Origin of the sequence: Picosynechococcus sp. PCC 7002 (assembly GCF_963860125.1) — a bacterium.
Taxonomy (GTDB): Bacteria; Cyanobacteriota; Cyanobacteriia; order Cyanobacteriales; family MRBY01; genus MRBY01.
In genome coordinates this window covers 762,028-779,803 of record NZ_CAWLFA010000001.1, presented here as the reverse complement: position 1 = coordinate 779,803, position 17,776 = coordinate 762,028, and the positions used below count along the sequence as shown (strand labels likewise).

20 protein-coding genes are annotated in these 17,776 nt (G+C 49.6%); 12 read left to right on the top strand and 8 right to left on the bottom strand.

Translation table 11 applies throughout. The annotated features are described in order from the left end of the window. Positions 1–51 precede the first annotated feature (51 nt). The 4 genes from atpD to dusA all read right to left on the bottom strand — a co-directional run bounded on the left by atpD (position 52) and on the right by dusA (position 4,736). Positions 52–1,503, bottom strand: coding sequence for a F0F1 ATP synthase subunit beta (gene atpD / locus AACQ84_RS03795; RefSeq protein ID WP_012306378.1), 1,452 nt, complete (start codon positions 1,501–1,503; stop codon positions 52–54). 156 nt (positions 1,504–1,659) lie between these two features. Then, a complete protein-coding gene (rsmG, locus tag AACQ84_RS03790) occupies positions 1,660–2,409 on the bottom strand; it encodes a 16S rRNA (guanine(527)-N(7))-methyltransferase RsmG (protein WP_012306377.1) in 750 nt (249 codons plus the stop codon). Positions 2,410–2,430: 21 nt separating this feature from the next. Continuing rightward, the gene (locus AACQ84_RS03785) at positions 2,431–3,756 is read right to left on the bottom strand and encodes a four-carbon acid sugar kinase family protein (protein WP_012306376.1); all 1,326 of its coding nucleotides are present in this window, start codon (positions 3,754–3,756) and stop codon (positions 2,431–2,433) included. A gap of 2 nt (positions 3,757–3,758) precedes the next feature. Beyond that, complete coding sequence (dusA, locus tag AACQ84_RS03780; RefSeq protein WP_397427721.1) at positions 3,759–4,736, bottom strand: tRNA dihydrouridine(20/20a) synthase DusA; 978 nt, start codon at positions 4,734–4,736, stop codon at positions 3,759–3,761. 184 nt (positions 4,737–4,920) lie between these two features. Here dusA and ebsA point away from each other — a divergent pair, with 184 nt between their 5' ends. The 3 genes from ebsA to ispG all read left to right on the top strand — a co-directional run bounded on the left by ebsA (position 4,921) and on the right by ispG (position 7,758). Continuing rightward, positions 4,921–5,301 (top strand): type IV pilus biogenesis protein EbsA, encoded by a 381-nt coding sequence (gene ebsA / locus AACQ84_RS03775; RefSeq protein ID WP_012306374.1) that lies wholly within the window; start codon positions 4,921–4,923, stop codon positions 5,299–5,301. 76 nt (positions 5,302–5,377) lie between these two features. Beyond that, positions 5,378–6,466 carry a phosphotransacetylase family protein gene (locus tag AACQ84_RS03770; RefSeq protein ID WP_012306373.1) on the top strand — a complete coding sequence of 363 codons (1,089 nt, stop codon included), beginning with the start codon at positions 5,378–5,380 and terminating at the stop codon, positions 6,464–6,466. A gap of 71 nt (positions 6,467–6,537) precedes the next feature. Next, entirely contained in the window at positions 6,538–7,758 is a 1,221-nt protein-coding gene (gene ispG / locus AACQ84_RS03765; RefSeq protein WP_012306372.1) for a (E)-4-hydroxy-3-methylbut-2-enyl-diphosphate synthase, read from the top strand. A 157-nt stretch (positions 7,759–7,915) separates the two neighbouring features. On the opposite strand, the gene AACQ84_RS03760 is transcribed toward ispG, so the two are convergent. The 3 genes from AACQ84_RS03760 to AACQ84_RS03750 form a co-directional block, all read right to left on the bottom strand. Next, positions 7,916–8,137 (bottom strand): hypothetical protein, encoded by a 222-nt coding sequence (locus AACQ84_RS03760; RefSeq protein ID WP_041443781.1) that lies wholly within the window; start codon positions 8,135–8,137, stop codon positions 7,916–7,918. Positions 8,138–8,252: 115 nt separating this feature from the next. Then, the gene (locus tag AACQ84_RS03755) at positions 8,253–8,609 is read right to left on the bottom strand and encodes a hypothetical protein (RefSeq protein ID WP_041443370.1); all 357 of its coding nucleotides are present in this window, start codon (positions 8,607–8,609) and stop codon (positions 8,253–8,255) included. A gap of 15 nt (positions 8,610–8,624) precedes the next feature. Next, positions 8,625–9,599: an aldo/keto reductase gene (locus tag AACQ84_RS03750; protein WP_012306370.1), complete on the bottom strand. Its 975-nt coding sequence runs from the start codon at positions 9,597–9,599 to the stop codon at positions 8,625–8,627. Positions 9,600–9,909: 310 nt separating this feature from the next. Here AACQ84_RS03750 and AACQ84_RS03745 point away from each other — a divergent pair, with 310 nt between their 5' ends. From AACQ84_RS03745 to psb29, 9 genes are all read left to right on the top strand, one after another. Then, the gene (locus tag AACQ84_RS03745) at positions 9,910–10,458 is read left to right on the top strand and encodes an ATP synthase subunit I (RefSeq protein ID WP_200807225.1); all 549 of its coding nucleotides are present in this window, start codon (positions 9,910–9,912) and stop codon (positions 10,456–10,458) included. Positions 10,459–10,512: 54 nt separating this feature from the next. Beyond that, positions 10,513–11,253 carry a F0F1 ATP synthase subunit A gene (gene atpB / locus AACQ84_RS03740; protein WP_173867214.1) on the top strand — a complete coding sequence of 247 codons (741 nt, stop codon included), beginning with the start codon at positions 10,513–10,515 and terminating at the stop codon, positions 11,251–11,253. 161 nt (positions 11,254–11,414) lie between these two features. Beyond that, on the top strand, positions 11,415–11,660 hold the full coding sequence (atpE, locus tag AACQ84_RS03735) for an ATP synthase F0 subunit C (protein ID WP_012306367.1): 246 nt from the start codon (positions 11,415–11,417) through the stop codon (positions 11,658–11,660). 150 nt (positions 11,661–11,810) lie between these two features. Further along, entirely contained in the window at positions 11,811–12,296 is a 486-nt protein-coding gene (locus tag AACQ84_RS03730; protein WP_012306366.1) for a F0F1 ATP synthase subunit B', read from the top strand. 129 nt (positions 12,297–12,425) lie between these two features. Next, positions 12,426–12,953, top strand: a complete 528-nt coding sequence (locus AACQ84_RS03725) for a F0F1 ATP synthase subunit B (protein ID WP_012306365.1) — start codon at positions 12,426–12,428, stop codon at positions 12,951–12,953. Further along, positions 12,950–13,507 carry an ATP synthase F1 subunit delta gene (gene atpH, locus AACQ84_RS03720; protein ID WP_012306364.1) on the top strand — a complete coding sequence of 186 codons (558 nt, stop codon included), beginning with the start codon at positions 12,950–12,952 and terminating at the stop codon, positions 13,505–13,507. The genes AACQ84_RS03725 and atpH overlap by 4 nt, the downstream gene beginning before the upstream one ends. A 101-nt stretch (positions 13,508–13,608) precedes the next feature. After that, complete coding sequence (gene atpA, locus AACQ84_RS03715) at positions 13,609–15,126, top strand: F0F1 ATP synthase subunit alpha (protein WP_012306363.1); 1,518 nt, start codon at positions 13,609–13,611, stop codon at positions 15,124–15,126. An 84-nt stretch (positions 15,127–15,210) separates the two neighbouring features. Beyond that, positions 15,211–16,155, top strand: a complete 945-nt coding sequence (locus tag AACQ84_RS03710; RefSeq protein ID WP_012306362.1) for a F0F1 ATP synthase subunit gamma — start codon at positions 15,211–15,213, stop codon at positions 16,153–16,155. A gap of 304 nt (positions 16,156–16,459) precedes the next feature. Next, a complete protein-coding gene (gene psb29, locus AACQ84_RS03705) occupies positions 16,460–17,224 on the top strand; it encodes a photosystem II biogenesis protein Psp29 (RefSeq protein WP_012306361.1) in 765 nt (254 codons plus the stop codon). 54 nt (positions 17,225–17,278) lie between these two features. Here the strand turns inward: psb29 and AACQ84_RS03700 are convergent, their stop codons facing one another. Continuing rightward, the gene (locus AACQ84_RS03700) at positions 17,279–17,752 is read right to left on the bottom strand and encodes a hypothetical protein (RefSeq protein WP_049761560.1); all 474 of its coding nucleotides are present in this window, start codon (positions 17,750–17,752) and stop codon (positions 17,279–17,281) included. Between the last annotated feature and the right edge of the window lie 24 nt (positions 17,753–17,776).

Here is a 17,776-nt window from a genome sequence, read left to right as displayed (position 1 = left end):
AGCACCCCGCAGAACGGTAGCACTGACCTGATGTCTTAGGCGAAGCAGGGTTTAGCCTTGCTCTTTGAGCTTCTTGCCTTTGGCGATCGCCTCTTCGATGTTGCCAACGAGGTAGAACGCCTGCTCAGGTAGATCATCTAATTCACCAGAGAGGATGCGCTTGAAGCCTTCAATGGTTTCTTCAAGGGTCACATACTTACCAGGAGAACCGGTAAATACCTCTGCCACGAAGAAAGGCTGAGACAAGAAACGCTCAATCTTCCGGGCCCGGTCTACGGTCAGACGGTCTTCTTCAGAAAGTTCGTCCAAACCAAGAATCGCGATGATGTCCTGGAGTTCCTTATAGCGCTGGAGGGTAGACTGTACCGCACGCGCCGTGTTGTAGTGGTCTTCACCCACGATGCTGGGCTGAAGCATTGTACTGGTGGAATCAAGGGGATCCACAGCAGGATAAATCCCTTTGGAAGCCAAAGCACGGGAAAGTACAGTAGTACCGTCGAGGTGAGCGAAGGTGGTTGCCGGAGCAGGGTCAGTCAAGTCATCCGCAGGAACATAAACTGCTTGGATCGAGGTGATAGAACCTTCCTTGGTGGAGGTAATGCGCTCTTGGAGATCCCCAACGTCAGTACCGAGGGTGGGCTGATAACCTACCGCAGAAGGCATCCGACCGAGCAGTGCCGATACCTCAGAACCAGCCTGGACAAAGCGGAAAATGTTGTCAACGAAAAGCAGTACGTCCTGCTTGTTTACATCACGGAAATATTCCGCCATGGTCAAACCAGACAGACCAACCCGCATCCGGGCTCCGGGGGGCTCGTTCATCTGACCGTACACGAGGGCGATCTTGGAATCGTTGAGGTTATCGGGGTTGATAACGCCAGATTCGATCATTTCGTTGTAAAGGTCATTCCCTTCACGGGTCCGTTCCCCTACACCAGCGAATACAGACACACCACCGTGGTTGGTGGCGATGTTGTTGATCAGCTCCATCATGATGACGGTTTTACCAACACCAGCACCACCAAAGAGACCAATTTTCCCACCACGACGGTAGGGAGTAAGAAGGTCAACAACTTTAATGCCCGTTTCAAACACAGAAGGAGCTGTGTCAAGTTCGGTCAGCTTAGGAGCAGGGCGGTGGATCGGAGAAGTTTCTTCTGCGCCAACTTCGCCTTTTTCGTCTACGGGTTCACCGAGAACGTTGAAAATCCGACCGAGGGTTTTCTTCCCTACGGGAACGCTGATGGGAGCACCAGTGTCGAGGATATCCATGCCGCGAACGAGACCGTCGGTGGAGCTCATGGCAACGGCCCGGACTTGGTTGTCGCCGAGCAACTGTTGAACTTCACAGGTGAGGTTGATTTCTTGACCGTAGGGGTTTTTTCCTTGGATTTTTAAAGCGTTATAAATCCGAGGCATTTTGCCACTGGGGAACTCTGCGTCAATGACAGGGCCAATGATCTGAGTGATTTTACCTAAAGTTTTTTCTTGTGTAGCTACCATGCTTCTCTATTATCGATTGGTTTCGCTCTAGGCCAAATGCTGGCTTTGTTCCTAAAGTTTTAACCAAATGTAAAAATTTGCCATACTCAGGGTACCATCTCTTGGGATTAAGTAAACAAGATTCGACAGAGGGCCAGGGAGCTTGATCTATAAGGCTTAAACCGGGGCGAGGGGGGATTGTTTCGGCAGGCCGATCGCCCTAGGAAATTGGGGGGCTGTGGTCTGTTTTTTCTCGATGTAGAGACAGGTGCGCTGGCCTTGGGTGATTGGGGTTGTAAATTGCTGTACGGCTAGGAGTTGACCACCACATTGGGCGATCGCCCCTTGGAGTTGTTCTGTTTCGGCCTCAGACCATTGACCCCGATAGAGAACCGCGAGGCCGCCAATTTTGAGTAGGGGCAAGAGATATTCCACACAGAGGGAGGCTTTACCCACGGCGCGGATCGTCGCGATGTCATAGCTTTCCCGGTATTTTGGGTCTTGACCCAGGGTTTCAGCCCGGTCAGCGATGCCAAGGGTGTTCAGTTGGAGGGTTTGGCTCAGTTCAACGAGGAAATTAATTTTTTTGCGGGTGGCATCGAGCAGGGTAATTTGCCACTCAGGAAAGGCGATCGCCAAGGGAATGCCGGGAAAGCCGCCCCCAGTGCCCACATCGATGACTTTTTGGGGCTGGGTTAAACGCTCCGCCAATACGTCTAGTTTCAAAGCGGCGTAGGAATCCCACAAATGTTTTTCCCAAAAGTCTTCTGGAGACGTGATTCGGGTCAGATTCAGCCGCTGGTTGCCGTCGCAAATGCCGTGGTAAAGGGCAGCAAGGGCCGGATAGTGGGAGGAATCGGGTTGCCAAAGGTGAGGATCGCCATAGCGTTGAAATAAGTTACGAAATTGGGCTTCGATGTCGTTCATGGTTTCTGGGAAAAATAAAGCCTAAATTGTTGATTGGCTGGGAATTTGGAGGCGTTGGTAAGCGGTGACGAGACTGTGGTGATCGCCCACATTGCCAGGAAACAGTACCACGGGTAACAGGGGAAATTGTGGGTGATCATGCTCCGTTTGCACGAGGCAACAACCAGGGATGATTTGGCCGCGCAATTGGATCACTGGAACCCGCAAACCTTTTTGGAGCAGCGCATTGGTGGTGTTACCGCCTTTACTAATTACAAAGCCGAGATCTGCGGGCAACTGGGCAAGAATTTTAAGGAATAGAGCCGTGATATTTTTCCCAAATTCAAGGTTATGTTGGGCTTGGTCGCTGGCCACCACTTGCCGACTGGTAAAGAGTACGGGGGTTTGTCCGGCTTGGCGAATTTTGGGGATCTGCTCTAGCATCGCTACTGCTAGTTGATCACGGCCTAGGGATGTTTGGCACAGCTCTACGTCGATTTCAATGCCGACAACACCTGCTAATTGCAGTAATTCCGCGAGTTGTACAGTTGTTTTTTGTGTGTGGGAACCGACAATAATCAGTCCGGGTTGGGGCGATCGCCGCACGGTAAAACTTTTTTCCGGCGGAATCGGTTGGGGGCCAAGATCCGCAAGAGAAGTAAGCAAACTGGCGGCACTGCGAAAGAGAAACTTTTTGCCTTGGTGAATCGCTTGGAATAGCGCCGGAACTAGACGATCAAAATCAGCCTGTTGTTCGCCGTCGAGGACAACGTATTTGCCATTCTGAAGCTCGCGGAAATAGTCAAGGAGAGTTTCAGGTAAATTCCCTGGACTGAGACAATCCACCTGAGCCGCCGTCACTGCGCCCTGGGTTTTCGTCGCGATGAAATCGGGTAAAAAACTATTCTGGAAGCCAAAAAGGCGATCGCCCGCAAATTCTGTCTCAGCCACGGGGATCAAGCGTTCATTTTCCTGGACATAGTGAATGCCGTTGCGGGTAATGCGGCCCCCCTCAAAAAATGCTGGGGCAAAAAAACAGGCATCAAACGGCCCTAATACGTTGGCGATCGCCTCGGTTTCAGCGGGAAAATGGCCCCTCAAGGTGGAATCCGAGCGACTGACGATCAGATATTCCTGGATATTTTCCTGGGTCAGGGCAATTTTGAGATTCCGACAAACTGCTGTGGTGGTGGCGATCGCCTCTGGTTCTGTCAAAGCGCGGGTATTCGCCAAAATAAATAGAATGGGGGCCGGATCCCGTAAACCCAACCGCAACGTGTCCACATCCCAACGCAATAGTAATGGACAACTATGCACCGTTTGGGAGCCCGTCGGGTCATCATCAAACACAATAATTTTTGCTGTCATGGTCACTTTCTCCCAGAAACCATGGAGACCGGATCGGCGATCGCGTTTGTCTGGGACACTAGGGCCAAGGCTTGCTCAATAATTTCTCGTCCCACCGTCGTTCCTCGACCCTCCTCCGTGATAAACCGTTTCCAGGCTTTGGTGCCGGGCTGGCCTAAAAACAGCGACAACATGTGACGGCTAATGCTGTGGAGTTTCACCCCGGCTTTTGTGGCACGTTCAATGTAGGGCAACATCTCTTCAACAATTTCATGGCGGCTTTTGGGCTGAATCGCTTCCCCGTAGATATCGCGGTCCACCGTCGCAAACAGATAGGGGTTGTCATAGGCTGCCCGCCCCACCATTACGGCATCCACTTGGGTTAAATGGGTTTGAATGTGTTCTAGCGTCGTAATGCCGCCATTGATCTCGATCCAGAGGTGAGGAAAGTCTTGTTTTAACCGATAAACATCTGCATAACGTAAAGGTGGTACCGTGCGATTTTCCTTTGGGCTTAAACCCTGTAGCCAGGCTTTGCGGGCATGGACAGAAAAGCGATCGCATCCGGTTGCCGAGACAATCTCGATAAAGCGGCAGAGGTCTGCGTAACTATCTTGTTCATCGACGCCAATGCGATGTTTCACTGTAACGGGAATATTGACGGCCCCCTGCATCGCCGCTACACAATCGGCCACCAACTCCGGCTGGGTCATCAAACAAGCCCCAAAATTGCCCTGTTGCACCCTCGGACTGGGACAGCCCACATTGAGATTAATTTCGTCGTAACCCCAGTCTTCGCCCACCTTGGCACATTCGGCTAATTCCTTGGGATTATCGCCCCCCAATTGGAGGGAAATGGGATGTTCTGCGGCATCAAAGTCTAAAAGCTTGGGGCGATCGCCATGGATAATCGCCTGGGTGGTAATCATCTCCGTGTAGAGTAATGTCCGTCGGGTAATCCGGCGCATCAAGTAACGAAAATGGCGATCGGTGCGATCCATCATCGGCGCTACACTTAACAAATGGGGACAAACCACGGTATTGATCCTCTGCGACATAAACCAAAACGGATGAAGAAATATTCAACGGAAATTTCAGCCAATCCTAGAACAAAACAGAAACCAGCCAACAGGCTACAATGCGATGTATTCTCAACGCTAACTGATTTCTTTAGAGCAATGCCCCATGGCTGTTTTTGACGATATCCAATCTGCAGGAAAGGGAGAAGTGATGGTTTATGCTCCCTACTATCCAAAAAATAAACAAAAAACACTGCCCAAAGCCCTCGGACTATACCAGATCGGCTCCGTTGAGGGGAAACGGGTGATCGAAAAAGGAGAAAGTATCCCCTTTGTGGCCAGTTGGTATGTCTCTAAATTACCGTCGGAAATGACCAGTTGTCGCCTTCAATTTGCGGCCCAGGCGGATCTCAGTTACAGCGTGACATTACCAAACCACCAGTTTGTAGATTACCTCATTGATCTCTTAATTGGCTTCGGCCGTGACGGGGCCATTGACTTTCCTAAGGATTTTTATCGGGAACTTCTGGGCCTAAAAAAAGAATAGCGTCCTGGTTTGCTCAGTCGCGAAATTCCGTTATTGTGGAGGCTAAAGAATGTGAGCTTCTAAAGGAGTAGTGGGTGTGACCAATTCAACCCAACATATCGTCGTTGCTTCTACCGAACCCTACAGTGGGAAATCTGCTGTGCTACTTGGGTTGGTACAGAGCCTTAAGCAAAAAGGCATCTCTGTGGCCTACAGTAAGCCCATCGGTACAGTTTGGCATGACGAGCAGAATGGGCGTTTCACCCGCATCGAAGATGATCTCCGGTTCCTTGGGGAAGCCTTTGGTCTTAAGGAAACGGAAGTGCGATCGCCGGTACTTTTTCTGGATGAGGCAACGGTGGCCCAGCGACTCACGGGTCAAGACCAAACCGATTATCCTCAAAAATTAAAGGATGATCTAGGGGCGATCGCCAGTGACATCACCTTTATCGAAGCCCCCAAAAGTCTCTGGGAAGGGAGTTTATTTAACCTCTCTGCCGGGGAAATTGCGGCGACCCTAGGGGCCAAAATCCTCTTGGTCATCCCCTACCACCACAAGCTTTTAGTTGATAGTTTGTTGACAATTTATCGGTTCCTGGGCGATCGCCTCATGGGAGTGGTGATTAACAAAATTCCCCCCGAAGCCCTCGAAACCGCCGAGACACAAATTAAGCCCTTCTTGGCCCAGCGGGGTATTGATGTCTATGGCCTTGTCCCCGCCGACCGGATCCTCCGGAGTGTAACAGTGCGGGAATTGGTGAAGCGCCTCAATGCGGAAGTTCTTTGTCGGGCTAATCGCCTAGATCTGATGGTCGAAAGTCTCACCATTGGCGCGATGAACGTTAACTCTGCCTTGAAATATTTCCGGCAACGACAAAATATGGCGGTGGTCACTGGGGGCGATCGCACTGATCTGCAACTGGCAGCCCTAGAAACCTCCACCCAATGTCTGATCCTGACAGGCCATGTCGCCCCCCAAGAAATTATTCTCAACCGCGCCGAAGACCTAGAAATCCCAATTCTGTCGGTGGACTATGACACCCTGACCACCGTCGAAATCATCGACCAAGCCTTTAACCATGTGCGCCTCCAGGAGCCGATTAAAGTAGAAGTGGCCCAGACCCTATTCCAAAAGCATTTTGACTTCGAGCGTTTCTTAGCCCAGATGCCCTTTCCCGTTGCCTAGAACCTTTGCCAACGCTTATGCTTAGATCCTAGATACCAGCGACTTTTTGTAATTTCCTATCCTCAAGTTCCATGCAAGCTGTAGAGCGTCCTGTGCAAACGACCGATTCCCTTGTGGATACCACTATCCATCGCCGGAAAACCAGAGCTGTCAAGGTGGGCAATGTCACCATCGGCAGTGATTATCCTGTGGTTGTCCAGTCGATGATCAACGAAGATACCCTTGACATAGAGGGCTCCGTCGCGGCAATCCGCCGACTTCATGAAATTGGCTGTGAAATCGTCCGGGTAACTGTTCCGAGTATGGCCCACGCCCGTTCCCTGGCTCAGATCAAAGCGAAGCTCGCCGAGACCTACCAGGCAGTGCCAATTGTGGCGGATGTCCACCATAACGGCATGAAAATTGCTCTGGAAGTTGCCAAACACGTGGATAAAGTGCGCATCAATCCCGGTCTTTATGTTTTTGAACAGGCCAGTGGCGATCGCACTGGTTATACCGAAGCAGAATTTGCGGCCATTGGTGAAAAGATTCGTGAAACCCTCGAACCCTTGGTGGTTTCCCTGCGGGATCAAGGCAAAGCCATGCGCATCGGCGTCAACCATGGTTCCCTCGCCGAGCGAATGCTCTTCACCTACGGGGATACTCCCGAAGGCATGGTCGAATCAGCCCTAGAATTTATTCGGATTTGTCAGTCCCTCGATTTCCATAACCTGATCATTTCCATGAAGGCATCCCGTGTTCCGGTGATGTTGGCCGCCTATCGCCTCATGGCTAAACGAATGGATGAACTCGGCATGGATTATCCCCTCCACCTGGGCGTAACCGAAGCTGGAGATGGAGAATATGGCCGCATTAAATCTACCGCAGGCATTGGGACGCTCCTGGCGGAAGGCATTGGCGACACAATCCGTGTTTCCCTCACGGAAGCACCGGAAAAGGAAATTCCCGTCTGCTATAGCATCCTCCAAGCCCTAGGCCTACGGAAAACCATGGTGGAATACGTCGCCTGCCCTTCCTGTGGCCGGACGCTTTTTAACCTCGAAGAAGTGCTCCACAAGGTGCGCGAAGCGACAAATCACCTCACGGGTCTAGATATTGCCGTAATGGGTTGTATCGTCAATGGCCCCGGTGAAATGGCCGATGCGGACTATGGCTATGTGGGGAAAACGCCCGGTGTAATTTCCCTATACCGTGGTCGGGAAGAAATCCGCAAAGTCCCCGAAGCCCAAGGGGTTGAAGAACTGATTAACCTAATCAAAGCTGATGGTCGCTGGGTTGATCCGCCCCAATAGTTTTTGACAGAAATTCTCTCAATCATTTGTCACCCAGGCGATATCAATTTATCCCCTGGGTTTTTTCTCGTATCCGATCAATAAACCGATTAATGCAGCAGTGAAACCCTGAATATTCAAACTGTTAATGGCAGGGATTTTCTATGGCGATCGCCGACTAATCTTCAGCGTCCTCAGGGTAACGGGCATCGTAGGCAGGACGTTCTGCTTCACTGACGAGGTGTTTTAGGGCATCCAGACGAGAATTAAGCAGGAGTTGAGCAACGGTGGCTACATCCCCTTCTTTGATCTGCATGGAAGCAAGGGAATCAAAGAGTTTTTGGTAACACTGGTTGAGCTCGTGGTGTAGCTGAAAACGAATTTCGGAGGTATCACGCATGGGCCTGGGGTTGATCAAGTCTGAAAAGAGCATGTACTTTTTCATAACACGCTCCCTTTCACAAGTTAAAGCGCGGCAATATATATTGATTTTCTCAAGAGCAGCGCCTACCGTTTTAATCGAGTCGTTCGAGCATGGAACCGGGGCACCAATCGGTAAAGCCATCAACGGTAAACACGACGTAATCAACCCCGTAGGCGTCCCAATAATCCACTACTTTGCCCTGTTTTTGCTCTGGATCTGCCCGGCGTTGCACAAGGCAACCAAGGGGGAACTCCTGGGCGATCGCCTTATCTTTCAAATCCCTGAGCTTAAGAATGCGGCCTTGCTGATCTGCCGATAATTGTTTCCAGGCGATCGCCTTAAAGTCGGGGTAGGCTTGAGTGAGCAGTTCAATTTCTGCCCAGGTTTGGGCTTGGGTGAGACATTCCGACAACTGTTCGGGGGATTCAATTACAGGGACAGGGGTCATAGCAAGCTTCAAAATTTAACGGGATTGGAACGGATTTTGCACCATGGTTTTTGTGACTTGGGCTGCCGCTTGATCGAGGGCTTCTACTTCAGCGGCGCTTAGGTGCCAACCCAATGCCCCAGCATTTTCCTGGGCTTGGGTGAGATTTTTTGCCCCCGGAATCGGCATTGTCCCTTTACAAATACACCAGTTTAAAGCGACCTGGGCCATGGTTTTTTGGTGCAGCGCCATCAGCTCCTGTAAACAGCTCTGCAACGGGGCCATGTTCGGCAAAACTTGCTTGAAAACTCGCCGTCGTAAACCTTTGGGTAGCGGTTTATCTAAGCTGTATTTTCCCGTCAACAGACCAAGGGCCAGGGGACTATAGGCGATTAACTGAATCCCCAATTCGTCGCATACGGCTTTGACGTCATATTTCAGTACCGGATCCGTTGAAAGCAAAGAATACTGCACCTGCAATGTCCGAATCGGTACGCCCCAATCCTGAAACCAACGGTGCACTTCCCGGAGTCGCTTGCCACCATAGTTGGATAACCCTACGCCTTTCACCTGACCCGTTTCGTACAGTTTTGCCAAACCCCGCAATAATCGTTTTTCTTGCCAAGGGGCATAATTTGCCGTTGACCAATGCATTTGCACTAGATCAATTGGCCGCTGGAGGCGTTTTGCGGAGGCGGCCCCAGCCCGCTTCATGGAGCCAGCGGTGAGCCGCCAAGGATAAGGAGCCAGTTTAGTCGCCAGAATGATTTCCTGTTGGTGACGGCCAGTGTAGGCTTGGGAAAATTGCCCCAAAAGGCTTTCACTACGACCGCTTAAACGCCCGGTTCCATAGGAATCCCCCGTATCAAAGAGGGTAATGCCGCTGGTCACACAGAAATTAAACACCTGTTGTAGTTCTTGATCCATGCTGGGTTGGTACCCCCACAGCAGGCGATTGCCCCAGGCCCAGGTGCCACAGCCCATGGCGGGGAGAATAAGTTGCTCGCGCATAACATCAGTTTGAATGGAGTGAAATACTGAGAAAAAGTCAGGAAAAGCTGATTAGCGCCGACTGAAAATTTGCCAGCAAACCAGTAGGGTAACGCCAAAATAACCGGCGATCGCCACCCAATCTAACACCGCAGTCTCCATCGCCATAATCCTCCTAGAACGATTCATTCTCCCACCAAAGCAGGTTTGCGCCCTATAAAAATAACTTGAATCTCCCCAGACACAACCCACAAATCCCCATCTTTAGCCCTTTTACAGCCTTCGCCCTGGGTCATGGGGAACTTTTTAAGGATTGTGACAATGGCGTGATATGATTGCACGTGGTTTGTACTGTTTCCCTTGTACAAAGCAATATAGACAGTCAAATAAACTGATCAAAACCCTTGATCTTCTAAACCTGCTGAGCGTGAATTCATCTGAGTCTCAAAGCCAATCAGACATTCCCAACTCTTCTAACTCAACCTTAGAAAACAATGGGGATTCGGCAAGTAACACCCCAATGGACGAGTACTATCAGCTCAAACAGTCCATTTTTTTTGTGACTCTTGCCATCAGTGGGGCGATCGCCCTGTTGGTCTGGTACTTTTATTCTGCCCAAACAGCAGTGAGTTATCTCATTGGTGCTGGCGTTGGAATAATTTATTTGAGACAGTTGGCAAAAAGCGTAGAAAAAATCAGTAGCACTAATCCCAGAACCGGTTCCGGTCGCCTAGCCCTTTTTATCGGCTTGATCGTCATCGCAACCCAACTGGAGCAACTGGAAATTCTCCCCGCTTTTTTAGGGTTCATTACCTATAAACTTGCCATCATTGTTTATGTGCTGCCAAATAGTTTACTTATCGCAGACAAAACAAATTAGAATTCCGCCCTAGCCCTTGATTGTCGAAAGAAAGAACCGGGGAAAGATCATCAAATGGAAATGCTTAATAGTTTAACTACATTTAGTTTATTTCCCCTTGCTGAACTCGAAGTCGGCAAACATTTTTATTGGGAACTCGGTGGCTTAAAAGTTCACGGACAGGTACTAATGACCTCTTGGTTCGTTATTGCTGTACTCGTGCTTGCTTCGATCCTAGCAACCCGTAATGTTCAGCGTGTCCCTGGTGGTTTCCAAAACTTCATGGAATACGCCCTCGAATTTATTCGGGATCTGGCTAAAAACCAGCTAGGCGAAAAAGAATATCGTCCTTGGGTGCCCTTCATTGGAACATTGTTCCTCTTCATCTTCATTGCCAACTGGTCCGGTGCCCTTGTGCCTTGGAAAATCATTGGTTTACCCGAAGGTGAATTGGCCGCTCCCACTAACGACATTAACACCACCGTAGCCCTAGCTCTGTTGACTTCCTTGGCATACTTTTATGCCGGGTTCAAAAAGCGTGGAATTGGTTACCTGAAAAAATATTTGGAACCAACCCCTATCCTGCTTCCAATTAACATTCTGGAAGATTTCACCAAGCCCCTCTCCCTGAGCTTCCGTCTTTTCGGAAACATCCTCGCGGACGAACTGGTGGTTGGTGTACTGGTTTTCTTGGTTCCCCTGATTATTCCTTTACCCTTGATGGCACTCGGTTTATTTGCCAGTGCGATCCAAGCGTTGATTTTTGCGACCCTCGCCGCAGCCTACATTGCTGAAGCGATGGAAGGTCATCACTAAGGGAAGGTTTGACTTCAGGATTATTGATAAAAGCCCGAAGGCTAGCTAGAAATTTCAACTTGATTTGTGTTTCTGGTCACTTTTTCTGTTAATTTTTTTGACGGGGATCTGTTTTAGAGACCTGTTTATACCCACTTCAATAACATCGAAAGGAAAAAATTATGGATTCTTTAACTGCTGCTGCTTCTGTTATTGCTGCTGCTCTTGCTGTTGGTCTTGCGGCGATCGGCCCTGGTATTGGTCAAGGTAATGCTGCGGGTAGTGCAGCCGAAGGGATTGCCCGTCAACCCGAAGCGGAAGGCAAAATCCGCGGTACTCTCCTCCTCAGCTTGGCTTTTATGGAAGCTTTAACCATCTACGGTCTTGTTGTTGCCCTCGTTCTTTTGTTTGCAAACCCCTTTGCATAAAAAGATACCGGACTGGGTTTAGGTCATTCGAGGCTGATTTAAAGGCAGCTCACCTGGATGACCTAGGCCCCGTTTTTCCATGGGACAATGGGGTAACCCCCTAGATGTATAAACTCTATAAGACCCAAACACGGTGGGGTCAATTGATAAATGACACACTGGACAATTGTTTTAGCAACTGAAGCAGTCGAGAAAACCGCTGAGGGTGGTCTTTTTGATTTTGACGCAACGCTCCCCGTGATGGCCATTCAGTTTTTGGTCTTGGCGGCGTTGTTAAATAAGCTTTTTTATAAGCCTATTGGTCAAGCGATTGACGACCGTTCCGATTACATTCGCACCAACTTAGTGGACGCGAAAGAACGTCAGCAAAAGGCGGAGGACTTAGCCGCTCAATATGAGCAAGAACTCCGTGATGTGCGTCGTGAAGCCCAGGATGTAATTGCAAAAGCTCAGGCTGAAGCTCAAAAGGTCGTAGCAGATGAAGTGAAGTCTGCCCAGGCTGAGGCTTTGGCGGAGCGGGAAAAAGCAGCTCTGGAAATCGAGGCACAACGGGAATCTGCGTTCAAATCCCTTGAACAACAAGTTGATTCTTTAAGCCAGGCGATCGCCTCCAAATTAGTTGGGGCAAAGCTTTAGGGTAGTGCGGTTTTCGCTGCCTAGATGGGAACTCTTGAAGATTTCAAGTTTTTATATCTTTAAGAAAAAGAGTTATCCATTTTTAGATGTATACACCATAAGCAAATAGCGCTGGGGTAGATCGATATCATGGGAATTATTTCCTACCTTGCCACCGCATCGGAGGGTGGTTTTCATTTAAACTTCGACATTTTAGAAACAAACATTATCAACCTTGCGATCATCATTGGGGTTCTGTACGTCTATGGGAGCAAGTTTATTGGCAATATTTTAGAGACGCGCAAAAGCAAAATTGTCGCCGATCTAGAAGACGCTGAAAACCGCGCGAAAAAAGCCCAAGAAGCACTGACAAAAGCCCAGAAAGATCTCGAACAGGCCCAGGCCCAGGCTGCCAAGATTCGGGAAGACGCTAAGGTTGCCGCAGAAAAAACCAAACAAGACATCTTGGCCAAAGGTCGCGATGAAGTTGAAAAACTCAAGGCCTCTGCGGTTAAAGAATTAAGCACAGAACAAGCGAAAGTAATCACCGAGCTGAAGCGACGGGTTGCAGAACTTGCTCTGGCAAAAGTGGAAGCTCAATTGCGGTCTGATTTGGATGAGTCTGCTCAAGCCAAGTTAGTTGATCGCAGCATTGCACAACTGGGAGGTGGCGCATGAAAGGCAACACAATGATTGCTCAGGTCGTTGAGCCCTATGCTGGTGCCCTGATGACCCTTGCGCAAGAGACCAATAAAGTCGAGGCATTTGCAGAAAATTGTCGGGCTTTACTGTCACTCTTCCAAGAGTCTGCGGAGTTCCGGTCTTTTGTGATGAATCCTTTGGTCAAAGCAGAGGATAAAAAAGGTGTTCTCCAAGGGGTTTGTGGCCAGGATGTAGATACCTACTTCCTCAACTTTTTGTTTTTGCTTGTGGATCGTCGGCGTATTGTTTTCCTCGAAGGCATTTGTCAGGAATTCGTCGCCCTCCAGCGGAAACTGAACAATATTGTTCTCGCTGATGTCACGAGTGCGCAACCGTTGACCACTGACCAAGAAGCAGCGATCGCCGATCAAGTCAAACAAATGACCGGGGCCAATGCCGTCGAATTGAACATTAGCACCGATGCCGATTTGATTGGTGGTGTCGTGATCAAAGTCGGTTCCAAGGTCTTTGACGCTAGCTTGCGGGGCCAACTCCGGCGGATCAGCATGGATCTATTAGGCTCAAACTAAGCTGGTGCCAATTTTTTGGATCTGTTTTAACACCGGCCACTTAACTTTAAAAGTGTCTCAATAGACTGTCTCTAGAATTAACCTTATTTAACAGTACAGACATGATTAGTATCAGACCCGACGAAATTAGTAGCATTATTCGTCAACAAATTGAGTCCTACGACCAAAAAGTTCAAGTCGATAACGTCGGCACCGTACTTCAAGTCGGTGATGGGATTGCTCGGATCTATGGTCTTGAGCAGGCCATGGCCGGTGAATTGCTTGAGTTTGAAGATGGCACCGTAGGGATCGCCCTCAACCTTGAAGAAGACAACGTCGGTGCCGTATTGATGGGCGACGGTCGTGACATTCAAGAAGGCAGTAGTGTGAAGTCCACTGGCCGGATTGCCGAAATCCCCGTCGGTGAAGCCATCGTTGGCCGTGTTGTCGATGCACTTGCTCGTCCTATCGATGGAAAAGGCGACATTGACGCCACCGATACCCGCCTCATCGAATTCATGGCCCCTGGGATTATTGCCCGTCGCTCTGTCCATGAACCGATGCAGACTGGGATTACCGCAATTGACGCGATGATTCCCGTCGGTCGGGGTCAGCGGGAATTAATCATTGGTGACCGTCAAACTGGTAAAACTGCCGTTGCGGTTGACACAATCATCAACCAGAAGGGTGAAGATGTAATTTGTGTGTACGTGGCCGTTGGTCAAAAGGCGTCCACCGTTGCTCAAGTTGTTTCGACCCTCGAATCTAAGGGCGCTTTAGATTACACCGTCGTTGTTGCTGCGAATGCTAACGATCCGGCAACTCTCCAGTACCTTGCTCCCTACACTGGTGCGGCGATCGCCGAGCACTTCATGTACCAAGGTAAGGCAACCCTCGTTGTGTACGATGACCTTACCAAGCAAGCCCAAGCGTACCGCCAAATGTCCTTGCTGCTCCGTCGTCCCCCCGGACGTGAAGCATATCCCGGTGACGTTTTCTACTTGCACTCTCGCCTGTTAGAACGGGCGGCAAAACTTAGCGATGAGCTCGGTGGTGGTAGCATGACCGCTCTGCCGATCATTGAAACCCAAGCCGGTGACGTTTCTGCTTACATTCCCACCAACGTTATTTCGATTACCGACGGTCAAATTTTCTTGTCTTCTGACCTGTTCAACGCGGGTTTCCGGCCGGCAATCAACGCGGGTATCTCTGTATCCCGGGTTGGTTCTGCGGCTCAAACCAAAGCAATGAAAAAAGTTGCCGGTAAGCTGAAGTTGGAATTGGCCCAGTTCGCAGAACTCGAAGCCTTTGCTCAATTCGCTTCTGACCTAGATGCAGCAACCCAAAACCAGTTGGCTCGGGGTCAGCGTCTGCGTCAGATCCTCAAGCAGCCCCAAAACTCTCCCCTCTCCGTTGCGGAGCAGGTGGCAATTGTTTACGCAGGTTTGAACGGCTATCTCGACGAGATTCCTGTAGATAGAGTGGTTGAGTTTACCACTGGCCTCCGTCAGTACCTCGCCACCAGCAAAGCTCGGTACGGTGAAATCATTGCCAACGATAAGGTGCTCTCTGAAGAAGCAGAGAACCTCCTCAAAGAGGCGATCGCCGAGCACAAGCAAAGTTTCGCCGCTGCGGCCTAAGCAGATGATCATGTCGTCTGTGGCCTATGGCTAGCATCACCAGGGGTTGCAGGCGACCCAGAATCGAACTAAGGGATATTACTCATGCCAAACCTAAAGGGGATTCGCGACCGGATTCAATCCGTCAAAAATACCAAGAAAATTACCGAAGCGATGCGTCTGGTGGCCGCGGCAAAAGTACGTCGTGCCCAAGAACAGGTGACTTCCACCCGTCCCTTTGCTAACACCCTCTTGCAGGTACTCTATAGCCTCAAGAGTCGTCTCCGCCTTGAAGAAGCAGATTTGCCTCTCCTCAAGCAACGGGAAGTAAAGTGTGTCGGTCTGTTGGTTATCACCGGCGATCGCGGCCTGTGCGGTGGCTACAACGCCAACATTATCCGCAAAGCCGAACGAAGAGCAAAAGAATTAGCCGCAGCCGGTATCAACTATAAGTTTGTGCTGGTGGGCCGTAAAGCGGTGCAATATTTCCAGAATCGCCAAGCCCCCGTTGCTAAAACCTATGCTGGTTTAGAACAAATTCCTTCAGCAGCAGAAGCGTCGGACATTGCCGATGAATTGCTCTCTTTGTTCCTCTCAGAAGAGGTGGACAAAATTGAACTGATTTACACACGCTTTGTGTCTTTGATTAGTTCCCAGCCCGTTGTGCAAACCCTGTTGCCTTTGGTACCTGAAGCGCTCACCAATCCTGACGACGAAACTTTCAACCTGATTACTCGCGGTGGTAAGTTCCAAGTCGAACGGGAAAAGGTAGCGACAGAAGTTAAGGAACTGCCTGCAGATATGATCTTTGAACAGGATCCGAAGGACATTTTGAACGCTTTGTTGCCGCTATATCTCAGTAACCAACTACTGCGGGCGCTCCAGGAAGGAGCAGCGAGTGAGTTGGCAGCGCGGATGACGGCGATGAACAATGCCAGTGACAACGCTTCTGATCTGATGAAAACCCTGACATTGTCCTATAACAAGGCCCGTCAGGCTGCCATTACCCAGGAACTGTCAGAAGTCGTAGCCGGTGCAAATGCACTCTAAAAGACGAACAAGTCATTTCCATTACCGTCACTAACTTCAACAGTTACTTGAAGGCGGTACTAATAATATAGGAAGGGTGGCATAACCATGTCACTCTTTTTTTGTCGTGGTCTGGGGAAGCGATCGCCAAAGAGTTTTAAGGAGTTTTTAGAGGGGATCAATTTACTGACCAAAGGAGATTTTTTGGGGTGAATTTTAATTGAAATATTGAGCCGTCAAGAATCCGTCCCAGACCCATCACCTTGGCAAACGCCTCTGGAAACGTCAAAATAGAATATTGAAATGTCAATTGTGGGTTCCATTTGTGAGTCAAGTTCGCACCGTTTCCGATACGAAGCGTGATTTTTATACACACCATACTCGGCCAATTAATTCGATTTTTCGGCGCGTCGTCGAAGAACTTTTGGTCGAAATGCATTTACTGTCGGTAAACGCCGATTTTCGCTACGATCCTTTCTATGCGCTGGGCGTCGTCACTTCCTTTGAGCGCTTTATGCAAGGCTATCGCCCAGAGGCGGATAAAGTTTCTATTTTCCAAAGCATGTGCCAAGCGATTGGGGGCGACGCCAACCGTTACAAAGAAGATGCAATGGCCCTGGTTGAACTGGCAAAACGTTGTTCTGGGACGCAACTAATTGAGTGCTTCCGGCAAGATGTTCCCCCCGAAGGTGCCCAGGAATTATGGGAAAAAATTGAGGCGATCGCCAAAAATGATCACTTCAAATATAGTCGGTTGTTTGCCATTGGCGTCTATACTTTTTTGGGTGAATCAGAGCCACAACTCCTTGAGGACACCGAGAAGCGCGATGAAATGCTGACCACGGTCACCGCAGGTCTGAATCTCCCTGAGGAGAAAATGAAAAAAGACTTAGATCTTTATCGCAGCAATCTCGAAAAAATGAATCAAGTTCTAGAGGTTTTAGAAGATGCCCTCGCCGTAGAACGGCAACGTCGAGAAAAGGCAGAAGCAGAGGCGAAGGCCAAAACAGCAGAAGCCACCGTAGCGACTGAAACCAACGACGAACAAGACGAACAAAAAGAAACCAGTGAATCCGGCTCCGATGCTTAGGATTACTTGTGCGAAACCTTGATTCTTAAATGTTATTTACTAACACCTTGATCTTCAGGATTTTTGATTGCCTTTGTGGGGTAAAAACTGCAGATCAAGGTGTTCTTTAATGGGTAATTGTGGCGGTGAAATCGTTCCCTCTTCTACGGTGTCGATAATCGCCTGTTCTTGAATAAAAAATTCCCCAAAATTTTGTTGCTGGAGTTGCAACTCATGGAATTGTAATTGCCCGGCGATCGCCAATTCTGCCCCAGGCTCCGGCAGCGGAGTTTCCGTAATCACCCAAATGCGCCCGGTGCTGTCCTGCAATTCGTAAGCACCTTGATCGAGGAGAGGCACCCGCTGGGTTACAGTTCCCTGGACATAGACCTCAGCCCCCGGTGACACGGCCCCAAGACTGGCGATGGGCTGCCTGGTTGTGCCCAGGTTTTCCTGTTGAGATAAAACTGTCCAAGGAGTACAGCCGATTAAATTTACTGCGATGAAGCCGCTAAGACACCACCGACTAACTTTGAAGGCGATCGCCATAGACAACACAAGCTTATAAACGCA

Excerpts from the sequence above, each read along its gene's own strand:
- AACQ84_RS03730 (WP_012306366.1), top strand. The coding sequence starts at position 11,811 with ATGACACACTGGACAATTGTTTTAGCAACTGAAGCAGTCGAGAAAACC.
- AACQ84_RS03760 (WP_041443781.1), bottom strand. The coding sequence starts at position 8,137 with ATGCGTGATACCTCCGAAATTCGTTTTCAGCTACACCACGAGCTCAAC.
- atpA (WP_012306363.1), top strand. The coding sequence starts at position 13,609 with ATGATTAGTATCAGACCCGACGAAATTAGTAGCATTATTCGTCAACAA.
- atpE (WP_012306367.1), top strand. The coding sequence starts at position 11,415 with ATGGATTCTTTAACTGCTGCTGCTTCTGTTATTGCTGCTGCTCTTGCT.
- AACQ84_RS03700 (WP_049761560.1), bottom strand. The coding sequence starts at position 17,752 with ATGGCGATCGCCTTCAAAGTTAGTCGGTGGTGTCTTAGCGGCTTCATC.
- AACQ84_RS03745 (WP_200807225.1), top strand. The coding sequence starts at position 9,910 with ATGATTGCACGTGGTTTGTACTGTTTCCCTTGTACAAAGCAATATAGA.
- ispG (WP_012306372.1), top strand. The coding sequence starts at position 6,538 with ATGCAAGCTGTAGAGCGTCCTGTGCAAACGACCGATTCCCTTGTGGAT.
- dusA (WP_397427721.1), bottom strand. The coding sequence starts at position 4,736 with ATGGATCGCACCGATCGCCATTTTCGTTACTTGATGCGCCGGATTACC.
- AACQ84_RS03755 (WP_041443370.1), bottom strand. The coding sequence starts at position 8,609 with ATGACCCCTGTCCCTGTAATTGAATCCCCCGAACAGTTGTCGGAATGT.
- atpH (WP_012306364.1), top strand. The coding sequence starts at position 12,950 with ATGAAAGGCAACACAATGATTGCTCAGGTCGTTGAGCCCTATGCTGGT.
- AACQ84_RS03785 (WP_012306376.1), bottom strand. The coding sequence starts at position 3,756 with ATGACAGCAAAAATTATTGTGTTTGATGATGACCCGACGGGCTCCCAA.
- AACQ84_RS03710 (WP_012306362.1), top strand. The coding sequence starts at position 15,211 with ATGCCAAACCTAAAGGGGATTCGCGACCGGATTCAATCCGTCAAAAAT.
- AACQ84_RS03750 (WP_012306370.1), bottom strand. The coding sequence starts at position 9,599 with ATGCGCGAGCAACTTATTCTCCCCGCCATGGGCTGTGGCACCTGGGCC.
- ebsA (WP_012306374.1), top strand. The coding sequence starts at position 4,921 with ATGGCTGTTTTTGACGATATCCAATCTGCAGGAAAGGGAGAAGTGATG.
- atpD (WP_012306378.1), bottom strand. The coding sequence starts at position 1,503 with ATGGTAGCTACACAAGAAAAAACTTTAGGTAAAATCACTCAGATCATT.
- AACQ84_RS03725 (WP_012306365.1), top strand. The coding sequence starts at position 12,426 with ATGGGAATTATTTCCTACCTTGCCACCGCATCGGAGGGTGGTTTTCAT.
- rsmG (WP_012306377.1), bottom strand. The coding sequence starts at position 2,409 with ATGAACGACATCGAAGCCCAATTTCGTAACTTATTTCAACGCTATGGC.
- atpB (WP_173867214.1), top strand. The coding sequence starts at position 10,513 with ATGGAAATGCTTAATAGTTTAACTACATTTAGTTTATTTCCCCTTGCT.